This window comes from Bradyrhizobium sp. S3.7.6 (genome assembly GCF_054061875.1).
This window is the reverse complement of the sequence record NZ_JBSSEQ010000001.1, coordinates 963,774-982,796: the sequence shown is the minus strand read 5'-3', so window position 1 is coordinate 982,796 and position 19,023 is coordinate 963,774. Positions and strand designations below refer to the sequence as shown.

General features: G+C 66.9%; 15 protein-coding genes, 1 pseudogene and 1 riboswitch. Of the genes and pseudogenes, 9 read left to right on the top strand and 7 right to left on the bottom strand.

All coding sequences use genetic code 11. From position 1 onward, the window contains the following. Positions 1–3 precede the first annotated feature (3 nt). The 3 genes and pseudogenes from ACVJ5M_RS04630 to ACVJ5M_RS04620 form a co-directional block, all read right to left on the bottom strand. Positions 4–1,779, bottom strand: coding sequence for a heme biosynthesis HemY N-terminal domain-containing protein (locus ACVJ5M_RS04630; protein WP_063980327.1), 1,776 nt, complete (start codon positions 1,777–1,779; stop codon positions 4–6). A gap of 37 nt (positions 1,780–1,816) precedes the next feature. Then, on the bottom strand, positions 1,817–3,052 hold the full coding sequence (locus ACVJ5M_RS04625) for a hypothetical protein (RefSeq protein ID WP_063980326.1): 1,236 nt from the start codon (positions 3,050–3,052) through the stop codon (positions 1,817–1,819). Positions 3,053–3,117: 65 nt separating this feature from the next. After that, positions 3,118–3,880 (bottom strand): annotated as a pseudogene (locus ACVJ5M_RS04620) (uroporphyrinogen-III synthase). A 151-nt stretch (positions 3,881–4,031) separates the two neighbouring features. On the opposite strand from ACVJ5M_RS04620, the gene tsaD reads away from it, so the two are divergent. The 3 genes from tsaD to ACVJ5M_RS04605 all read left to right on the top strand — a co-directional run bounded on the left by tsaD (position 4,032) and on the right by ACVJ5M_RS04605 (position 6,618). Further along, positions 4,032–5,105: a tRNA (adenosine(37)-N6)-threonylcarbamoyltransferase complex transferase subunit TsaD gene (tsaD, locus tag ACVJ5M_RS04615; protein WP_063980324.1), complete on the top strand. Its 1,074-nt coding sequence runs from the start codon at positions 4,032–4,034 to the stop codon at positions 5,103–5,105. A 2-nt stretch (positions 5,106–5,107) separates the two neighbouring features. Then, entirely contained in the window at positions 5,108–6,088 is a 981-nt protein-coding gene (locus ACVJ5M_RS04610; RefSeq protein ID WP_354099899.1) for an NAD(P)H-dependent glycerol-3-phosphate dehydrogenase, read from the top strand. Between the two features lie 116 nt (positions 6,089–6,204). Further along, positions 6,205–6,618, top strand: a complete 414-nt coding sequence (locus ACVJ5M_RS04605) for an EVE domain-containing protein (RefSeq protein ID WP_063985980.1) — start codon at positions 6,205–6,207, stop codon at positions 6,616–6,618. 115 nt (positions 6,619–6,733) lie between these two features. On the opposite strand, the gene ACVJ5M_RS04600 is transcribed toward ACVJ5M_RS04605, so the two are convergent. Continuing rightward, entirely contained in the window at positions 6,734–7,828 is a 1,095-nt protein-coding gene (locus ACVJ5M_RS04600; protein ID WP_283018948.1) for an adenylate/guanylate cyclase domain-containing protein, read from the bottom strand. Between the two features lie 102 nt (positions 7,829–7,930). Between ACVJ5M_RS04600 and ACVJ5M_RS04595 the strand changes: the two genes are divergently transcribed. After that, complete coding sequence (locus ACVJ5M_RS04595) at positions 7,931–8,386, top strand: SRPBCC family protein (RefSeq protein ID WP_063980321.1); 456 nt, start codon at positions 7,931–7,933, stop codon at positions 8,384–8,386. A gap of 108 nt (positions 8,387–8,494) precedes the next feature. Here ACVJ5M_RS04595 and ACVJ5M_RS04590 read toward each other — a convergent pair whose 3' ends face one another. Further along, positions 8,495–9,664: a DNA topoisomerase IB gene (locus ACVJ5M_RS04590; RefSeq protein WP_063980320.1), complete on the bottom strand. Its 1,170-nt coding sequence runs from the start codon at positions 9,662–9,664 to the stop codon at positions 8,495–8,497. 410 nt (positions 9,665–10,074) lie between these two features. Here ACVJ5M_RS04590 and acs point away from each other — a divergent pair, with 410 nt between their 5' ends. Both acs and ACVJ5M_RS04580 read left to right on the top strand, forming a co-directional pair. Continuing rightward, entirely contained in the window at positions 10,075–12,021 is a 1,947-nt protein-coding gene (acs, locus tag ACVJ5M_RS04585) for an acetate--CoA ligase (protein ID WP_354099898.1), read from the top strand. Positions 12,022–12,434: 413 nt separating this feature from the next. Beyond that, complete coding sequence (locus ACVJ5M_RS04580; RefSeq protein WP_063985979.1) at positions 12,435–12,950, top strand: L,D-transpeptidase; 516 nt, start codon at positions 12,435–12,437, stop codon at positions 12,948–12,950. Between the two features lie 54 nt (positions 12,951–13,004). Here the strand turns inward: ACVJ5M_RS04580 and ACVJ5M_RS04575 are convergent, their stop codons facing one another. Next, entirely contained in the window at positions 13,005–13,592 is a 588-nt protein-coding gene (locus ACVJ5M_RS04575; RefSeq protein WP_084794916.1) for a thermonuclease family protein, read from the bottom strand. 56 nt (positions 13,593–13,648) lie between these two features. After that, on the bottom strand, positions 13,649–13,846 hold the full coding sequence (locus ACVJ5M_RS04570) for a DUF1674 domain-containing protein (protein WP_063980317.1): 198 nt from the start codon (positions 13,844–13,846) through the stop codon (positions 13,649–13,651). A gap of 187 nt (positions 13,847–14,033) precedes the next feature. Between ACVJ5M_RS04570 and ACVJ5M_RS04565 the strand changes: the two genes are divergently transcribed. The 3 genes from ACVJ5M_RS04565 to purH all read left to right on the top strand — a co-directional run bounded on the left by ACVJ5M_RS04565 (position 14,034) and on the right by purH (position 19,013). After that, positions 14,034–15,380, top strand: coding sequence for an RsmB/NOP family class I SAM-dependent RNA methyltransferase (locus ACVJ5M_RS04565; RefSeq protein WP_354099897.1), 1,347 nt, complete (start codon positions 14,034–14,036; stop codon positions 15,378–15,380). A gap of 155 nt (positions 15,381–15,535) precedes the next feature. Beyond that, positions 15,536–17,254: a heparinase II/III family protein gene (locus ACVJ5M_RS04560; protein ID WP_231145448.1), complete on the top strand. Its 1,719-nt coding sequence runs from the start codon at positions 15,536–15,538 to the stop codon at positions 17,252–17,254. 59 nt (positions 17,255–17,313) lie between these two features. Next, a riboswitch (ZMP/ZTP riboswitch) is annotated at positions 17,314–17,395 on the top strand. 25 nt (positions 17,396–17,420) lie between these two features. Continuing rightward, a complete protein-coding gene (gene purH / locus ACVJ5M_RS04555) occupies positions 17,421–19,013 on the top strand; it encodes a bifunctional phosphoribosylaminoimidazolecarboxamide formyltransferase/IMP cyclohydrolase (protein ID WP_283017910.1) in 1,593 nt (530 codons plus the stop codon). The last annotated feature ends 10 nt before the right edge of the window (positions 19,014–19,023 follow it).

Sequence of the window (19,023 nt, the reverse complement as noted above, 5' to 3'; positions counted from 1 at the left end):
GCCTCACGCGCCCCAGCGGGACCAGAATCCGCGCCAGCCGCCGGCCTGGGCCTTTGCATGGGTTCTGGGCGTGCCGATTTGTTCCGCAAATTCATCGCTCGGACCCTCGTCATCAATCCCGGGATCATCGGGGGCGCGGACTATCGGGATGACGGCCTGGATCGGGGCCGGCGCAGGCTTGCCGAGGTCGGCGCGGGTCCGGAACACCGGCGTTGCCGCCTCCGGCGATGATTCGGCCGCCTCAGGGGCGGGATTGACCGGCTCGGCAGCCGGCGTGACCGCAGGCTCTTCTTTGGCGGCCTCCCCGGTCGTTTCCTTGGCCTCAGGGGGCGAATTGTCCTGTGCGGCGGGGACCGGATCCGGTGCAGCCGCGGGCGGTTCCACCGGGGCTTCGCTCGGGGCTGCCGTCACCCGCTTCGGCGGCGGGGCGGCCAGCATGGCTTCCTCGAAGGCCGAGGATTCGATGGTGGCGCCCTTGTCGGAGGGCAGGCTCGCGACCGGCGTTTGCCACTGGAAGGCATCGAGACGGCCGGTGACCGGCGAGACCGGACGCCAGCGGTCGCTGACATAGCCGTCCGCGGTCCAGGCCGGATCGTGACGGGCGCGCACCGCGCGCAAGGTCCAGGCGCGGGCACGGCCGCCGTCGCCGTGCTCGGTGCGCTCGAGCTCGGCCATCAGCAGCGCGACGCGCTGGGTCGGATCATTGACGTAGGGTGCCAGCACCGCGCGCGCACGCGCGAACTCGGAGGCGTCGATCGCGGCGCGCGCGATCGCGAGCTGGCCCTCGACATGGCCCGCCTTGTCGGCGGGCGTCTTGGCCGCCAGCGTCTCGACCCGCTGCAAGCGCTGCCGCGCAGAATCGCCGAGCTTCACATGCGCGTAGGCGTCAGCGAGATCCGGATGCGGATTGGCGAGCCACGCGGCCTCGACCAGCTTCATGGAGCGGCGCACCTGATGCGCTTCGCTCTCGAACTTCGCCGCAAGTACCGCGGCCGGCACCAGCGTCGGCGCGAGCTTGATGGCCTCCATCACGCTCTCGCGCGCCACGTCGCGGTCCATGGTTTCCAATTCCAGCGCGCGGGCCGTGAGCAGCACGCCGCGCTGGCGACGATAGGCCGCCTTGTCGATCAGGCCCGCGGACAGATTCGAATCGAGGATCGCGAGTGCGCCGCTCCAATCGCCGCGCGCGCAGCGGAAGCCGAGCACCGCGTGCGAGGCCCAGGTCGAGGACGGCGACAGCTTGATCGCCTCCTCCGCGATCATCACGGCGCCGACCGCATCGTCGGCACGCTGCGCCTCGATGAACAGGCCGCGCAGGCCGAGCAGCCGGGTATCCTCGCGCTCAGCCATGACGCGGAAGACGCGCTGGGCCTCGTCGCGATTGCCTTCGAGCTGGGCCGACTGCGCGTGCAGCAGCAGTGCGAGCGGATCGTTCGCGGCCAGCCGCCGCGCGGTATCGGCGTGGCGGCGGGCGAGGGCGGTATCGCCATGACCGATCGCGAGCAGGCCGTGGGTGATGGCATGGCGGCCGCGCGCATGGCGTTTCTCGTGACGGCGGCGGCGCAGGCGTCCCGGCGCGCGCCAGATCATCGTCACGATGCTCCAGACCAGCACGACCGCCGCCGCAAAGACGCCGAGCAGAAACACGAACCTCGGAAGCGTCGTTGACGCGCGGAAACCGCCCGCGGTCAGGACGAGATCACCGGGCTGATCGGCAACCCAGGCCGCGCCGGCCGCCGCCAGCGCGATCAGGACGAGGAAGAGGACGATGCGAAGCATGGCGATCCCTATTACGCGCTGATTATTGCGCGAACCTTTACTGAGCAGGCTTGACCAGATCGGGCTTGGCGAGATCCGCCATGGCATCGTCGGCGAATTTGCGGGAGGCGCCGAGCGCGGCGTCGCGCGCATCGGCCTTGTCGAGCCAGGCCTGTGCCGGTGCACGATCGGCCTCGGGCAGCGTCTTCAGCTCGCGCCGCGCTTCCGCGAAATCGTTGCGAAGCGCCGCCGCCGTCACCCGTGCGACGATGGCGCCGCGATCATTGCCGACGCCGTCGGTGCGCTCGATACGAACGAGTTTCGAGGCCCCCGCCTGGAGGCGCTCGACGATGCCGGCACCGGCGGCCGGGGCTTCCGCCGGCGGCGAGAGCTTGGGCACGATGTTGAGCAATTCGCGGCTCAGCGCGACCGGCGTCGGAATGCCTGACGACGCAAAGGTGTCGAGCGGCTTCAGCATATCGGGCTTGGCCGCGAGCGACCGCGCCGTGGCCAATTGCGATTCGTAGGGATCGCCATGCCGAACCGCGACGTCGAGCAGAGCCGCCGCCACGACATGGCGCAGGGGCTTGTCATTCGTCGCCTTGTTGTCGGCAATCTTCTCGCCCTGCTGTGCGAGCTCGGCGCGCTCCGTCTTGCTGGCGCGCTCCAGCTGCGCAATGCGGTCGCTGAGCGCGGCAAGATCGGGCGCTGCAGCGCGCGGTGCCGATTTCACGTCGTTGGCGGTCTTGTCGGACTGTGCGCGCAGATTGGCGATGTCACTGCGCAAGGCATTTGCGGATTTCTCCAGTGCATCGATCCGCGCCACCGTGGCCGGATCGGCGGCGGGCTTGCCCGCCTTGGCTTCGACCGCGGCGACACGTCCGCTGAGCGCGTCGACCGTCGCGCTCGTGACTTGCGGCGCGGCCGGCGGCGCCTCCACGGCGGGCCAGCCCAGCATCCAGCCGACGGCAATCACGATTGCGGCTGCGACCGCGCCGGAGAACGGCGCAATGACCCAGGGCGAAACCGGCGCCGACGCGGGAGCGGAAGCAACCGCGGCCTCCGCATGCGCGGGCTCCGGGTCGGGCCTGGCCTCTTCGGATTTGGACTCTTCGACCGTGGCCTGCTCTGGCGTGGCCTGCTCCGGCGTTGGCTGAACCTCCGGTTCGGCGGCCGCCGTTGGCTGCGGCTGGGTCGAGATTTCGGTTGCCTCAAGGTCGATGGTGGGCGGGGTGCGCTTGGCACGGCCTGACTCGGGAGCCAATCCTGCGTCTTCAGGCTTGTCGTCGGCCATCGTGACGGTTCCTCACACTCAAATGCCCTGAACGGACCCGATCGCGTCGGATTCGGCCCGACCTCTTACGCCAAACGGGTCCGCAAAGCACGCTCCAAGGTATCAAATAGGGCATTTTCGTCCGGCGTCGCAGCCCCCAGAACCTGCGACGCGCCGGCATCGCGCAGCACGCTGGCGACCGTCTCGGACAGGCAGCATTGCGGGATCGCCAGCGCCGAGATTTCGACGCCTTCGTCCCGTGCCGCATCCAGGAAGGCCCGCGCGCTGCGGCGGGAGTAGTGCAGCACCGCCTCGATCCCATGTGCGGCAAAGCCATCGCAGACATCGCGCGGCAGGATCTTGACCGGAGTCATGCGATAGGTGGTCTGCGTCACCACGCTGAAGCCCTCCGCGCCAAGCTCGCCGCCGAGATCGCGCGACAGATCCGCGCCCGCGAGATAGAGCAGCGTGCTTTTCTTCTTCAGCAGCTTCTCGCGCGCGCTCTGCATCACCTTGTCGCGCAAGGCCGCGGCATCGCCGCCGGCGACGATCACCTCGGCGAAGCCGGCGTCGCGCGCCGCAGCAGCCGTGTGCTCGCCGACCGCAAACAGCGGCAGCTCCAAAAGGCCAAGGTTCTTTAAGCCAAGATCCTGCAATTGCGGCGCGACGGCGCGGATCGCGTTGGCCGACGTGACGATGATGGCGCCGTAGTCGGCCTCACTCTCGTCATGGAAGGCGACCGGCTCGAACTTGAGCATCGGGGCGGAGCAGCACCACATGACCCCGCGCCCTCAAATTTTCCGCCGTTGCCTCATTGTCGGGATGCGGCCGTGTGACAAGAATGGACATCGCTTGTGTTCCCGAACCGCGTGGCGGTGACGCATTCACGAAGGCGGCTGCGCGTGACGATTGCGCAAGTGGACCCCGGAATGCTACCGGACGTACCAGAACTCTGCTTTACGGATGAGCGCAAGGGCGCAAATTGGATAACAATTCGCCAATGCTGGTACTGGGCATCGAAACCACCTGCGACGAGACCGCCGCGGCCGTGATCGAGCGCGCGCCCGACGGCAGCGGCAAGATCCTGTCCAACATCGTGCGGTCCCAGATCGAGGAGCATGCCCGCTTCGGCGGCGTGGTGCCGGAGATTGCCGCACGCGCGCATGTCGACGTCCTCGACGGCATCATCGACCGGGCCATGCACGAGGCCGGCATCGACTATGCGCAGCTCAACGGTGTCGCCGCCGCGGCGGGGCCGGGGCTGATCGGCGGCGTCATCGTCGGCCTCACCACCGCCAAGGCGATCGCGATGGTGCACGACACGCCGCTGGTCGCGGTCAACCACCTCGAGGCGCATGCACTGACGCCGCGCCTCACCGACGGAATTGAATTTCCCTACTGCCTGTTCCTCGCCTCGGGCGGGCATACCCAGATCGTCGCCGTCACCGGGGTCGGCCAATATGTACGGCTCGGCACCACCGTCGACGACGCGATGGGCGAAGCTTTCGACAAGGTCGCGAAGATGCTGGGCCTGCCCTATCCGGGCGGGCCACAGGTCGAACGCGCGGCGGCAACCGGCGATACCACGCGCTTCGCCTTCCCGCGCCCGATGCAGGGACGGCCCGATGCCAATTTCTCGCTGTCGGGATTGAAGACGGCGGTGCGCAACGAGGCGAGCCGGTTAACCGAGATCGCGCCGCAGGATATCAGCGATCTCTGCGCGAGTTTTCAAGCCGCAGTGCTCGACTCGACCGCCGACCGGCTGAGCGTCGGCCTGAGGCTTTTCCGCGAGCAGTTCGGCGCTCCGCATGCCCTCGTCGCCGCCGGCGGCGTCGCGGCCAATCAGGCGATCCGCGGCGCCCTGCATGACGTCGCGCGGCAGGCCGGGACGCAACTGATCATGCCGCCGCCCGCGCTCTGCACCGATAACGGCGCGATGATCGCCTGGGCCGGCGCCGAGCGCCTGGCGCTCGGCATGATCGACACGATGGAAGCCCAACCCCGCGCACGCTGGCTGCTCGATGCCAACGCCACGGCGCCGGCCGGTTACGGCAACACGCGGGCGGGATTCTAGCTATGACGGCGTTCCGGTCCGTCGCGGTGATTGGTGCGGGCGCATGGGGCACGGCACTGGCGACGGTCGCGGCGCGCGCCGGGCGGAACGTGACGCTCTGGGCGCGCAACAGCGAACATGCCGCGCGAATCGCCTCGACCCGCGACAATCTGCGGCTGCCCGGCGTGCGGCTGGCGCCGGAGATCGTCGTGACGCACGAGCTTGCGGAGGCCGCGCGCGCGGACATGGTGCTGATCGCGACGCCCGCACAGCATTTGCGCGGCGCAGTCAACATGCTCGCCTCGCATCTGACAAAGCCGGTGCCGATCGTCGCCTGCGCCAAAGGCATCGAGCACGGCACCCATAAATTCATGACCGACGTCATCGCGGAAGCCGCACCTCACGCGCCGCCGGCGATCCTGTCGGGCCCGAGCTTTGCCGACGACGTCGCGCGCGGCTTGCCGACCGCGGTGACGCTGGCGGCGAAGGATGAAGCGCTGGCGAGCGCGCTGGTGCAGGCGCTGGGCTCGGCGACCTTCCGGCCCTATCACACGACAGATGTCCGCGGCGTCGAGATCGGCGGTGCGGCCAAGAACGTGTTGGCGATCGCGGTTGGCATCGCGGTCGGGCGCAAGCTCGGCGCCTCCGCCCAGGCTGCGCTGACGACCCGCGGCTTTGCCGAACTCACGCGCCTCGGCCGTGCCCTCGGCGCGCGCGGCGAGACGCTCACGGGCCTGTCCGGCCTCGGCGATCTGATCCTGACCTGCTCGAGCCCGCAATCGCGCAATCTCGCGCACGGCCTTGCGCTGGGCCGCGGCGAGCAGCCTCCCGCGGGCAAGCTTGCCGAGGGCGAGTTCACCGCACCTGTGTTGATCGAACTCGCAGCTTCGCACAACATCGAGATGCCGGTATCAGAAGCGGTCGCTTCGATCCTGAGCGGCCGGAGCACGATCGACGCCGCGATCTCGGGGCTGTTGACGCGCCCCTTCAAGGCAGAGGAATGACGTCTTTCTCGTCATGCCCGCGCTTGTCGCGGGCATCCACGTCTTGATATTGAATTGGTGGCAGAGACGTGGATGGCCGGGACAAGCCCGGCCATGACGAACGGATAGGACGCGCGATGAACTACTGGCTGGTGAAATCCGAACCGTCGGTATGGTCCTGGGACCAGCAGGTGGCGAAAGGCGCCAAGGGCGAGGCCTGGACCGGCGTGCGCAATTACACCGCGCGCATAAACCTCGTGAACATGAAGAAGGGCGACAAGGCGTTCTTCTATCATTCCAACGAGGGCAAGGAGATCGTCGGCATCGCCGAGATCATCAAGGAGGCCTACCCCGACCCGACCGACAAGACCGAGAAATTCGTTTGCGTCGATATCAAAGCCGACAAGCCCTTGAAGACGCCGGTGACGATGGCCGCGATCAAGGCGGACAAGAAGCTCGCTGATATGGCGCTGGTGAAATATTCGCGCCTGTCGGTGCAGCCGGTGACGGCGGAAGAGTGGAAGCTCGTCTGCAAGATGGGCGGGATGTAATCGACTTCAACGGTAGGGTGGGCAAAGCGTAGCGTGCCCACCAATCGAAACCGGAGCTTGCCGTGAGATGGTGGGCACGGCGCGCAAGAGCGCACTGCGCTTCGCTCCGTCGGGGCTACGATATCCGGGCTTGCGTCGCCGGTAGCGTAAACACCTCGCATGGCGAAGCGATGCCGCGCAGCGGATGCGATCCGAGCGCGACGAGAGGCGTGTCCGTCTCCGCGGCAAGCGCCCCCGATACCAGGACGGTCCGTTCCAAGGGCTTGCACAATCCCTCGAGCCGGCTGGCGAGATTGACGGCGGGACCGATCGCCGTGAAATCGAGCCTGTTGGCGGCGCCGATATTGCCCCAGAGTATTTCGCCGAGATGAAGGGCCGCTCCGAACGCAAGCGGCGGCAGTCCTTGAGCGCCGCGCTCCCCGTTGAGATACGCCATGCCGGCTTCGGCTGCGCCTGCGGCACGCAGGGCGGCGTCGCAGGCGCGGCGCGGTGAGGCCTCGACCACCGGGAAGATTGCGAGCACGCCGTCGCCGATGAATTTCAGCACCTCGCCGCCGAAGGCATGAACGGCACCGGCGATGCGATCGAACCAGGCGTCGAGCGCTGCGATGACGTCGGCCGGCGGTGTGGTTTCCGACAAGGTCGTGAAGTTGCGCAGATCCGCATAGAGCAGCGCGGCTTGAATGGTCTCGCCGAGATCGCGCCGCAGCGGCGCCGCCAGCACCCGCTCCGCGCTGCGCTTGCCGAGATAGGCATCGAGCGGCGCGCGCAACGTGGCGCGCGCGGCGAGTACGGCAAGCGGCGTCGCGGCGAAACGCGCAGCCTGGCGCAATTGCTCGATCTCGTCTGCGGTGAACGGACGCGGCCCGATCCAGCCGAGCTGCGGCCCATCCTGTCGCCCGACCACCTCTTCGTGCACCTCGCCGCCCGCGATGTCGCGCAGCCAGCGGCGGCCGGCATCATCGGGCGGGTCGGGCGCCAGCCCACTTGGTGCGAAGCCGAGCGCCTCGATGACCCGGCCGTTCTCCGCGCGCCACAGCCAGGTCCGCTTCGCGATCAGCGGATGCGGCACCTCCAACGTCAGGCTGCCTGCCGCAAGCGGCACACCGTCGGCGACCAGATGAGCGCCGAGTTCCGCGAGCAGACGGTCGGCCCCGGGGCAGTCCGAGGCGGCATCGACGAGCCAGGCGAGGGTCCGGGAGAGTTGCATGGCCCGATGATGGCGAAGGTGGCCCGTCTTTGTCACGGGCAATCCTTGACGCACCGCTCCACCGCCGCCATGTGGCCAGTGTCAGCCCAGGGATGATCGCCGATGACCGAGCCGTTCGTAGTGCGACGCGAAACCCAGATCGCAGCCCCCCGCGCCACCGTCTTCGCCTATTTGACCGACCCCGAGAAAATCCTGAGCTGGATGGGCTCCGACGCGACCACGGAGCCGCACCCTGGCGGGCTCTATCTCCTCAAGGGCATCGGCCCGCGTGGCGGCGTCGGCCGCGGCACCTTCCGCGAGGTCGTGCCGGTGCATCGTCTGGCCTACACGTTCGGCTGGGAGGGCGGTCAGGAAGTGCCGCCCGGCTCGAGCCTGATCGAGATCGACCTGATCGAGCGCGACGGCGGCACGCTGCTGCGCATGACCCATAGCGGGCTCCCGACCGAGGAACAGGCCGCCGCGCACGCGAAAGGATGGGCGCATTATCTGGGCCGGCTCACGAGCGCAGCCGCGGGCCGCGATCCCGGTCCGGACAAGGGTATCTCAGACAAGATGTAGCTCTCGTAGGGTGGGCAAAGCGAAGCGTGCCCACGCGGCCTATCAACAATGTCGTGAGAATGGTGGGCACGGCGCTTCGCGCCTTTGCCCACCCTACGGCACTCCCGCTTAAACCGCCGCGGTCGCCACCACCTGCTGCAAAAGTTGCTCGCGCCTGGCCTGTGAACGCTGGCCCTTCATGGTCGCGGCGAAGCGTTCGAGGATGCCGTCCTCGAAGGCGGTGACGATGGTGTCGTGGACGTAGCTCTTGCGGCAGATGGCCGGCGTGTTGGAGAGCTTGTCGGCAGCGGCGCGGATCGCGTCCAGCACCTGCTTCTTGCGGCCGCGCTGGCTGGTCGCCGGCGTGATCCGCGACAGCGATTCCACCACGACTGCGGACGCCATCAGCGTGCGAAAATCCTTCAGCGAAATCTTGATGCCGGCGATCTCGCGCAGAAACGCGTTCACCTGCGTGGTGCTGACCGCGCGCACGATGCCGTAGGCGTCGCGATACTGGAACATGCGCTTGCCGGGAACGCCGTTCAGAATGCCGATGGCGCGCACCAGCTTCGCAGCGTCGCACTCTTTCCGCACCGCCTTGCCGCCCTTGGCCTTGAACGTCAGCACGAAGGAGTCGTCCTCGAGCGTAACGTTCGACTTCAGCATCGTGGTGGCACCGCGGGTGCCGTTGAGGCGGGCATAGGATTCGTTGCCGGGACGGATCGCGGTGCGCGCGATCAGCTCAATCACGGCCGAGAGTGCGAATTCACGCGTCGGCTCGTCGCCCGACAGGAACGCGGAGACCTTGCGCCGGATCTTTGGCAGCGCGCCAACAAGCTTTTCCAGCCGGTGCGCCTTGCGGTGCTCGCGGACCTTTTCCCAATCGGCGTGGTAGCGGTATTGCAGCCGGCCCGCGGCATCGCGTCCCACCGCCTGGAGATGCGAGCTCGGATCGGCGGAGTAGCGCACCTGGCGATAGGCCGGCGGCACCGCCATGGCGTGCAGCCGGCGGATAGTGCGGGCGTCGCGGATATGCGCGCCGTTGGGACGGACGAAGGAATAGCCCTTGCCGCGCTTGATGCGCCGGATGGTCAGCTCGTTCTGGTCGCCGAGCCGCAGGCCCAGCTCCTTGGCGATCGCCTCAACCGAGGTCGCAGGCGCGGTGTCGAAGACCTTTTTCGGGCTGAGACGGGCGGAACCGGCCGGTTTCGGCCATTGTCCGAGGGCTTTCGCCAGCGCGACAGCAGCAGGATCGGCCGAAGCGAGCCGCATCGTCCCGAGATTCTGCTGATCCATCATAGTCTTAAGCCTTAGCCCTGTCTGTTATCGGTCAATGCCGCTGTTCTGATTTTTGTTCCAAGGGTCTCTTGGACGGTCTCGTTGGACCCGGGTTGGCCATTTAGGGTGTTCCGAACCGCATTGCGAGTCCCGAATCAGTGAGAGACGGTTTCTAAATACCTCCTGCGGCGCATGGGCGCCCTGCACGGGCCTCTTCCGGCGATTTGGTAAAGACCTGGAAAGCCGCGCCGGCCTGTTTCAGATCTGCGACAGTCGCGCCAGGCGGCGTTGATCTTCCGCATGGCTGGCCGCTCGCCGAAGGTCCAGCTTGTGCTCCTTGTCGGGTCCGGTTAGGCGGACGCATAATCGGTTCAACGATGACGTCGGCTCGCCAGTCGCCTGGGCTCGGCTTGCCGTATCTGGAGGGAAGCATGTCCGAGAAGACCTACGACGTCCCCGCGGAATGGGCCAAGCGCGCCTGGATCGACCAAGCCAAGTACAAGGACATGTACGCCCGCTCGATCGCGGACCCGAACGCCTTCTGGGCCGAGCAGGCCAAGCGTATCGACTGGATGCACGCGCCGACGAAGATCGAGAACGTCTCCTTTGCCCCCGGCAACATCTCGATCAAATGGTTCGAGGACGGCATCCTCAACGTCGCCCATAATTGCATCGACCGGCACCTGCACAAGCGCGCCAACCAGACCGCGATCATCTGGGAGGGCGACGATCCCTCGCAATCCCGGCACATCACCTACAAGGAGCTGCACGACGAGGTCTGCCGGATGGCCAACATCCTGCGCACCCGCAACGTCAAGAAGGGCGACCGCATCACCATCTACCTGCCGATGATTCCCGAAGCGGCCTACGCGATGCTGGCCTGCGCGCGGATCGGCGCAATCCACTCCGTGGTGTTCGCGGGCTTCTCGCCCGACAGCCTCGCCCAGCGCATCAACGACTGCCAGTCCAAGGTGATCATCACTGCCGACGAAGGTCTGCGCGGCGGCAAGAAGGTGCCGCTGAAGGCCAATGTCGATGCAGCGCTCGCCAAGGCCGATGGCGTCGACTGGGTCGTCGTTGTCAAGCGCACCGGCGGCACGGTCGAGATGAATCCGTCGCGCGATCTCTGGTATCACGACGCCGCCAAGATGGTGACGACGGAATGCCGGGCCGAGCACATGCACGCCGAGGATCCGCTGTTCATCCTCTATACGTCGGGCTCGACCGGCCAGCCCAAGGGCGTGCTGCACACCTCGGGCGGCTATCTCGTATTCGCCGCGATGACGCATCAATACGTCTTCGACTATCACGACGGCGACATCTACTGGTGCACCGCCGACGTCGGCTGGGTCACCGGACACAGCTATATCCTCTATGGGCCGCTGGCGAACGGTGCGACCACGCTGATGTTCGAAGGCGTGCCGAATTATCCGGACAATTCCCGTTTCTGGAACGTGATCGACAAGCACAAGGTCAACATCTTCTACACCGCACCGACCGCGATCCGCGCGCTGATGCAGAGCGGCGACGAGCCCGTGAAGAAGACGTCGCGCGCAAGCCTCCGGCTGCTTGGCTCGGTCGGCGAGCCGATCAATCCCGAAGCCTGGGAGTGGTATCACCGCGTCGTCGGCGACGACCGCTGCCCGATCGTCGACACCTGGTGGCAGACCGAGACCGGCGGCATCTTGATCACGCCGCTGCCGGGCGCGACCAAGCTGAAGCCGGGCTCGGCGACGCAGCCGTTCTTCGGCGTCGTGCCTGAGATCGTCGATGCCGACGGCAAGGTGCTGGACGGCGAGACATCAGGCAATCTCTGCCTGACGCGATCATGGCCGGGCCAGATGCGCACGGTCTATGGCGATCACGCCCGCTTCGAGCAGACCTATTTCTCGACCTACAAGGGCAAGTATTTCACCGGCGACGGCTGCCGGCGCGACGCCGACGGCTATTACTGGATCACCGGCCGCGTCGACGACGTCATCAACGTCTCCGGCCACCGCATGGGCACCGCGGAAGTCGAGAGCGCGCTGGTCGCGCATGAGAAGGTGTCGGAAGCCGCCGTGGTCGGTTACTCGCACGACATCAAGGGCCAGGGCATCTACGCCTATGTCACCCTGATGGCCGGCGTCGAGCCGACCGACGAATTGCGCAAGGAGCTCGTCACCTGGGTGCGCAAGGAGATCGGCCCGATCGCCGCGCCCGACCAGATCCAGTTCTCGCCCGGCCTGCCCAAGACCCGCTCCGGCAAGATCATGCGCCGCATCCTGCGCAAGATCGCCGAGGACGAGCCGGGCAGCCTCGGCGATACCTCGACGCTCGCCGATCCGGCCGTCGTCGACGATCTCGTCAAGAACCGGCAGAACAAGAAGTCGGCGTAAGCCACGCTCTCGTGCCCCGGAGTCAGCGCAGCGCTTCTTCAACGGTGCGCTGCAGAGCCGGGGGCCGATCCAACGGCAGAGCGCGTGGCCTCCTGGGTCCCGGCTCTGCGCAGCAGCGCCAAGGCGCTGTGGCGCGTCCGGGACACAGAGCCCCCCTCGAAACAACAGCCATTCACACCCTCACGCACTTGTCAGGGCGCGCGGCGCCGCGCCCGCGTCTTTCCAGCCAAGTGTTGTTTTCTTGTCATTTACTTTATTTCGAACATTTTCTTTGTTCCGCGTGCTGGCGGGCCCTTGGCGGCCGCGCGTGGAAACCATCCGGTTAACAGGCGCGATTAAGAATATCCGGGTAAGCGGGCAATTGCCGGTGCTGCGTAGTTTTGGACGATCCGTTCGGGGCAGAGGAAAAATTGATGTCGGTAAGGATTGCTGTGGCGCTCGCCGCCACCATCGGGGCAGGGGTCTTGATGTCGACGGCCGCAGAGGCGCGGCCGGAAATGGTTGGGACGCACGTCGCCAACTATTCACCCGGTACCATCGTGGTCAAAACCAACGAGCGGCGGCTCTATCTCATCCTCGATGACGGCCACGCCGTGCGCTACCCGGTCGGCGTCGGCAAGTCCGGCAAGCAGTGGGCCGGCACCACCCGCATCGACGGCAAGTATCGCAATCCGGCCTGGTCGCCGCCCGCCGAAGTGAAGCGCGACAAGCCGCAGCTTCCCGACGTGATCCCGGGCGGCTCACCGCATAACCCGATGGGCGTCGCCGCGATGACGCTGGCCGGCGGCGAGTATGCCATCCACGGCACCAATGTGCCGGGCTCGGTCGGCGGCTTCGTCTCCTATGGCTGCATCCGCATGCTCAACGACGACATCACCGATCTCTACAGCCGCGTCTCGGTTGGCACGACGGTGGTCGTGACGCGCTGATCTCCAAACTCGTAACAGAATTGAAAGAGCCGCGTCCATCGACGCGGCCTTTTGTTACCAGAAGCGCCAGCCGCGCGCGCACCAGCCGTCGCGATGGCCGCCATTGTAGCTCCGCGCGTAACCGCCCGCGAGCAACGCGGCAGATACGTCCGCAGTTCGCCTTGTCGCGACATTGGCGAGAACACGGCCGTATTTGTCGGGGCCGAGATTGGTGATCGTCACGCCGCCCTGGCCGAGCAAATCGCGCAGGGCGCCGGTCGCCGCTTGAGCCTTGTCCAATTCATCCTGGCAGGATGCCTTCATCTCCGGCGCATCGATACCGCGCAGGCGAACGCGCGCAACGAGAACGCGTCCGTCGCGCTGGTGCACGCGAGCGAGAAAGGTATCGCCGTCGATCGTGCGAATGACGTCGACCGGCTGACGGATGTCCGGATTGGCCTGCTGCAAAATGATCTGGGCATCTCGCGATTGACCGTCGATCGCATGCGGGAAGGGCCAGTTCATCCCGTGCCGGAACGTAAGCACGACGGCCACCACGATTCCGACCACGAACATCCACGGCAACAGCCCCGAGAAGTGACGGCCGAACGGCGAACCACTGTATGAGGGCCGGTATGGATGGCTAGGATCGAAGCGCGGCATCCGCGCACGCTAGGGCTGAGTCGGGCGATCCGGCAAGATAGCCTCAAAAGACAGCCTCAAAAGTCCGAGGCGATACCTTTGCGCTCCCAATCGCCGTAGCGGGTGGGCTCAGGTCCCTTCGGTCCCTGCAATTCCTTCGGCGCCGCCGCGGCGTGGGCAGCAGCAGCCTGCCGGCGCGCTTCCGCCTCGGCCAGCGCGCGCTGGGCGGCCGGCGGGAGCGGCTTGCGATCGGAAACGGGGGGCTGGTCACTCATCTCGGCGGTTCCTAGCGCAGGATCACGGGGTGTGCGACGTCCAATAACGCATTGCTGAGATGGTCATGGTGGGCTGTAAACGCGAGAGGCCATTCTTACATTTGGCATATTCGCATGCCAAAGATAGGTCTCTCGAGGCATGCGCCCATTGCGGCGGAACTGCCGCTCGCCAAGAACCTTAAGCCGCATGCCATCTCAACGTTTCGCTCCTCCGTCCGAAGTGCCCGGTCTCGCGGCGCGGCGGATCGCCGCTGACATCGTCGACGGCGTGCTGCACAAGCACCGCACGCTTGACGATCAGCTCGACGGCAGCGGTGCCCATCCCGGATTGAAGACGCTCGCCGACCGCGACCGCGCGCTGATGCGCCGCCTGGTCGCGACCGTACTGCGTCGGCTCGGCACGCTCGGCCATGTGCTGTCCCGCTTGCTCGACAAGGGCATTCCGTCCGAAGCGCCGCGCGCGCAGAGCGCGCTCCTGATCGGCGCCGCCCAGATCCTCTGGATGGACGTGCCCGATCACGCCGCGGTCGATCTTTCCGTCCGCCTCGTCCAGTCCGACCGGCGTGCCGCGCGTTATGCCGGCCTCGTCAATGCCGTGCTGCGCCGCTGCGCGCGCGAGGGCAAGGCGCTGGTGGATGAAGTTGCCACGCAATCGCTGGACCTGCCGCCCTGGCTGCTCGCGCGCTGGAGCGCGCATTACGGCGAGGCGACCGCAAGAGACATGGCGTTGGCGCTCGGCCACGAGCCCTCGCTCGACCTCACCGTGAAATCAGACGCCGCGCAATGGGCGAGCCGGCTGCACGGTGAAGTGCTGCCGACCGGATCGGTGCGCACGGTGCTGCACGGCGCCGTGTCCATGCTGCCCGGCTTCACCGAGGGGCAATGGTGGGTGCAGGATGCCGCCGCCGCGTTGCCGGCTCGGCTATTTGGCGACATCAAAGGCAAGTCCATTGCCGATCTCTGCGCCGCCCCGGGCGGCAAGACCGCGCAACTGGCACAGGCCGGCGCGCATGTCACGGCGATCGACCGCTCACCCGCCCGGGTGGCGCGTCTGCGCGAGAATCTGACGCGGCTGTCGCTCCAGGCCGAGACTGTCGTCGCCGACGCCGTGGAATGGGCCGGCCCTGCCGAGGGTTTTGACGGCATCCTGATCGATGCGCCCTGCACATCGACCGGCACGATCCGCCGCCATCCCGACGTCGCCTGGCTCCGGCAGGAATCCGACGTCGCCGCCCTGACCGCGCTCCAGCAGCGGCTGCTGAAGAAATCCGTCTCGCTGCTCAAGCCGGGCGGGACGCTGGTCTACTGCACCTGTTCGCTGGAACCCGAAGAGGGCGAGCAGGCGATCGCGGCGCTGCTGGCCACGGAGGGCGGCCTGCGCCGCGTGCTGATCGAAGCTTCCGAGGTCTCGGGGCTCAGCGAGATCATCACCACGGAAGGCGACCTGCGCACGCTGCCCAGCCACCTGCCGAACGCCGATCCCAAGCTCGGCGGGCTCGACGGTTTCTACGCAGCCCGGCTCGTTAAATCCTGATTTTGCACCGGTTTTTGCGCCAGCGCTGATTCGCGACGCTTCAAGGTGGTGTCAGACGTCCGATTTTGGGATTAAGAAGGATTCGTCGTTCATCCTCTCCCCCTTCAAGGCAAGGCGTGTCGGTCGCTCAACGCAGACGTATCTCGACGCTGGTGATGAACCGCTTCGCGCGGAACATGCTCGCGCGCGCGAGCGGCGGTTCCGTTGCGCTATCGCGGGTCTGGCCCGGCCGTACCGACCGGCTGATCATCGCGCCGCATGACCTGCGCACCGCGGATGCGACCCGCGCCGCTGAGATCTATGCCGGCCGCTTCGTCTTCGCCGGCAAGATCGTCAATTGCCACGGCCGCTCGATCTTCGATCTCGAACCGCCGTCGGAAGACTGGGAGGTCGCGCTGCTCGGCTTCGGCTGGCTGCGCCATCTGCGCGCCGCCGACACCGCGCTGACGCGCGCCAATGCGCGCGCGCTGGTCGAGGACTGGATCGCCAACCCCGCCAACAAGCGCCGCGCCGTCGCGCGGCGTGCCGACGTGCTGGCGCGGCGTGTGATCTCGCTGCTGTCGCAGGCGCCGCTGGTGCTCAACGACACCGACAACAAATTCTACCGCCGCTATCTGCGGGCGCTGGCGCGGGAGATCCGCCTCCTGCGCTACACCATGGTCAACATGCCCGACGGGGTGCCGAAGCTCCAGGTGCTGATCGCACTGTGCTACGCGGCGCTGTGCCTTGCCAACCAGGCGGGACAGATCCGCAGTGCCTCGAAAAAGCTCTCGGACGAGTTGCAGCGGCAGATCCTGCCCGACGGCGGCCACATCTCCCGCAATCCGGGCGCGCTGATCGAGCTCCTGATCGACCTGTTGCCGCTGCGGCAGACCTTTGCCGCGCGCAACATCGCGCCGCCGCCGGCGCTGCTCAACGCGATCGACCGCATGATGCCGATGCTGCGCTTCTTCCGGCACGGCGACGGCAATTTCGCGCTGTTCAACGGCATGAGCGCGACGCCCTCGGACCTGCTCGCCACGCTGCTCGCCTATGACGACACCCACGGCGCGCCGATGGCGAACATGCCGCATACCGGCTTCCAGCGCCTCGACGCCGGCCAGACCACGCTGATCATCGACACCGGTCCGCCGCCGCCGGCCGGCGTCAGCCACGACGCCCATGCCGGCTGCCTGTCGTTCGAATTGTCTTCCGGCATCAGCCGCATCGTCACCAATTGCGGCATGCCGACCACGGGCCGCGACAATTGGCGGCCGTTCGCACGCGGCACCGCGGCGCATTCGACGCTGACCTATCACGAGACGTCCTCATGCCAGTTCGTCGAGATGTCGGCGATGAAGCGCCTCCTGCACGGTTCACCCGTCACCAGCGGCCCCGTCGAGGTCGAGAGCTATCGCGAGACCGTTCAGAACGGCACGCTGCTCACGACCTCGCATGACGGCTATCTCGCGAAGTTCGGCGCGATCCATCGCCGTGTGCTGATGATCGCCAATGACGGCGCACGCATCGACGGCGAGGACACGCTGTCGCCGCCGCAGGGCGGACGCTTCAAGGGCGCGGATGCCGATTTCGCGCTGCGCTTCCATCTGCATCCGGCGGTGAAGGCGAGCCGGCTGTCGGATGCCCGTGGCGTCATGCTGGTGCTGCCGAACCGCGACGTCTGGACCTTCGAGGCGCTCGACGACAAGGTCGACCTCGAGGACAGCGTGTTCCTGGCCGGCAATGACGGCCCGCGCCGCACCGCGCAGATCGTGATCCGGCAGGATGCGCGGCAGGCGCCGTCGATCCGCTGGAGCTTCGTCCGCTCCACTGCATCGCCTGCGGTCACCAATGCCCGCCGCAACGCCCGGCGCGAGCCGGAACTTCCGCTGTAAACGCGCACGATTCGGCCCCATCTCATCGTTGTGAAAACGGCCGAAAGCTGCTATCGAGCCCTCGCTCGCGCGACTGGCGACCTTGGATGGAGCACCATCGGGAAGCGCGAGATATAGAAGCCGCGCGCCTGGGCATAGACACTCCTTAAGACAGAGGATCTTGCTCATGACTGACCATCCCCGCCGCGTCACCCGTGCTCTTCTCTCCGTCTCCGACAAGACCGGCCTGATCGAGTTCGCAAAGGCGCTTGCCGCGCACGATGTCGAGCTGGTCTCGACCGGCGGCACCGCCAAGGCGATCGCCGCGGCCGGCCTCAAGGTGAAGGACGTTTCCGACCTCACCGGCTTCCCCGAGATGATGGACGGCCGCGTCAAGACGCTGCATCCGAAGGTGCATGGCGGCCTGCTCGCGATCCGCGACAACAAGGAACATGCGGAGGCGATGAAGGCGCACGGCATCGCGCCGATCGATCTCCTGGTCGTCAACCTGTATCCGTTCGAAGCGACCGTCGACAAAGGCGCGGGCTTCGAGGATTGCATCGAGAACATCGACATCGGCGGCCCCGCGATGATCCGCGCCGCGGCGAAGAACCATGACGACGTCGCCGTCGTGGTCGAGGCCGAGGACTACAAGGCCGTGCTCGACGAGCTCGCCGCCAACAACGGATCGACGACGTTGAAACTGCGCCGGCGGCTTGCCGCAAAGGCCTATGCGCGCACCGGAGCTTATGACGCAGCGATCTCGAACTGGTTCAACCGCCAGCTCGAGATCGACGCGCCCGATTTCCGCGCCTTCGGCGGCAGACTGATCCAGTCGCTGCGCTATGGCGAGAACCCGCACCAGACCGCGGCGTTCTATGCGACGCCCGACAAGCGGCCGGGCGTCTCGACCGCGCGCCAGCTCCAGGGCAAGGAGCTCTCCTACAACAACATCAACGACACCGATGCGGCCTACGAGTGCATCGGCGAGTTCGACGCCAAGCGCACCGCGGCCTGCGTCATCGTCAAGCACGCCAATCCGTGCGGCGTGGCCGAAGGCTCCGATCTCGTCAGCGCCTATCGCAAGGCGCTCGCATGCGATTCCACTTCGGCGTTCGGCGGCATCATCGCGATGAACCGCGCGCTCGACGCCGAGACCGCGCGCGAGATCACAAAGATCTTCACCGAGGTGATCATCGCGCCCGACGCCAGCGAGGAGGCGATCGCGATCATCGGCGCGCGCAAGAATCTGCGCCTGCTGCTCGCCGGCAGCCTGCCCGATCCGCGCGCGCCTGGCCTCACCGCCAAGACGGTGGCCGGCGGCCTCCTCGTGCAAAGCCGCGACAACGCGGTGGTCGACGACATGACCTTCAAGGTCGTGACCAAACGTGCGCCCACCGACGCCGAGATGCGCGATCTGAAATTCGCGTTCCGGGTCGCAAAGCACGTCAAGTCCAACACCATCATCTACGCCAAGGATCTCGCCACCGTCGGCATCGGCGCGGGCCAGATGAGCCGGGTGGATTCGGCGCGGATCGCGGCGCGCAAGGCGCAGGACGCGGCGAATGAGCTCAAGCTCGCAGAGCCGCTCACCAAGGGCTCGGTGGTGGCGTCGGATGCGTTCTTCCCGTTCGCCGACGGCATGCTCGCCTGCATCGAGGCCGGCGCCACCGCCGTGGTGCAGCCCGGCGGCTCCATGCGCGACGACGAGGTGATCAAGGCCGCCGACGAGCACGGCATCGCCATGGTGTTCACGGGCACGCGGCACTTCCGGCACTAACGCGATTTGC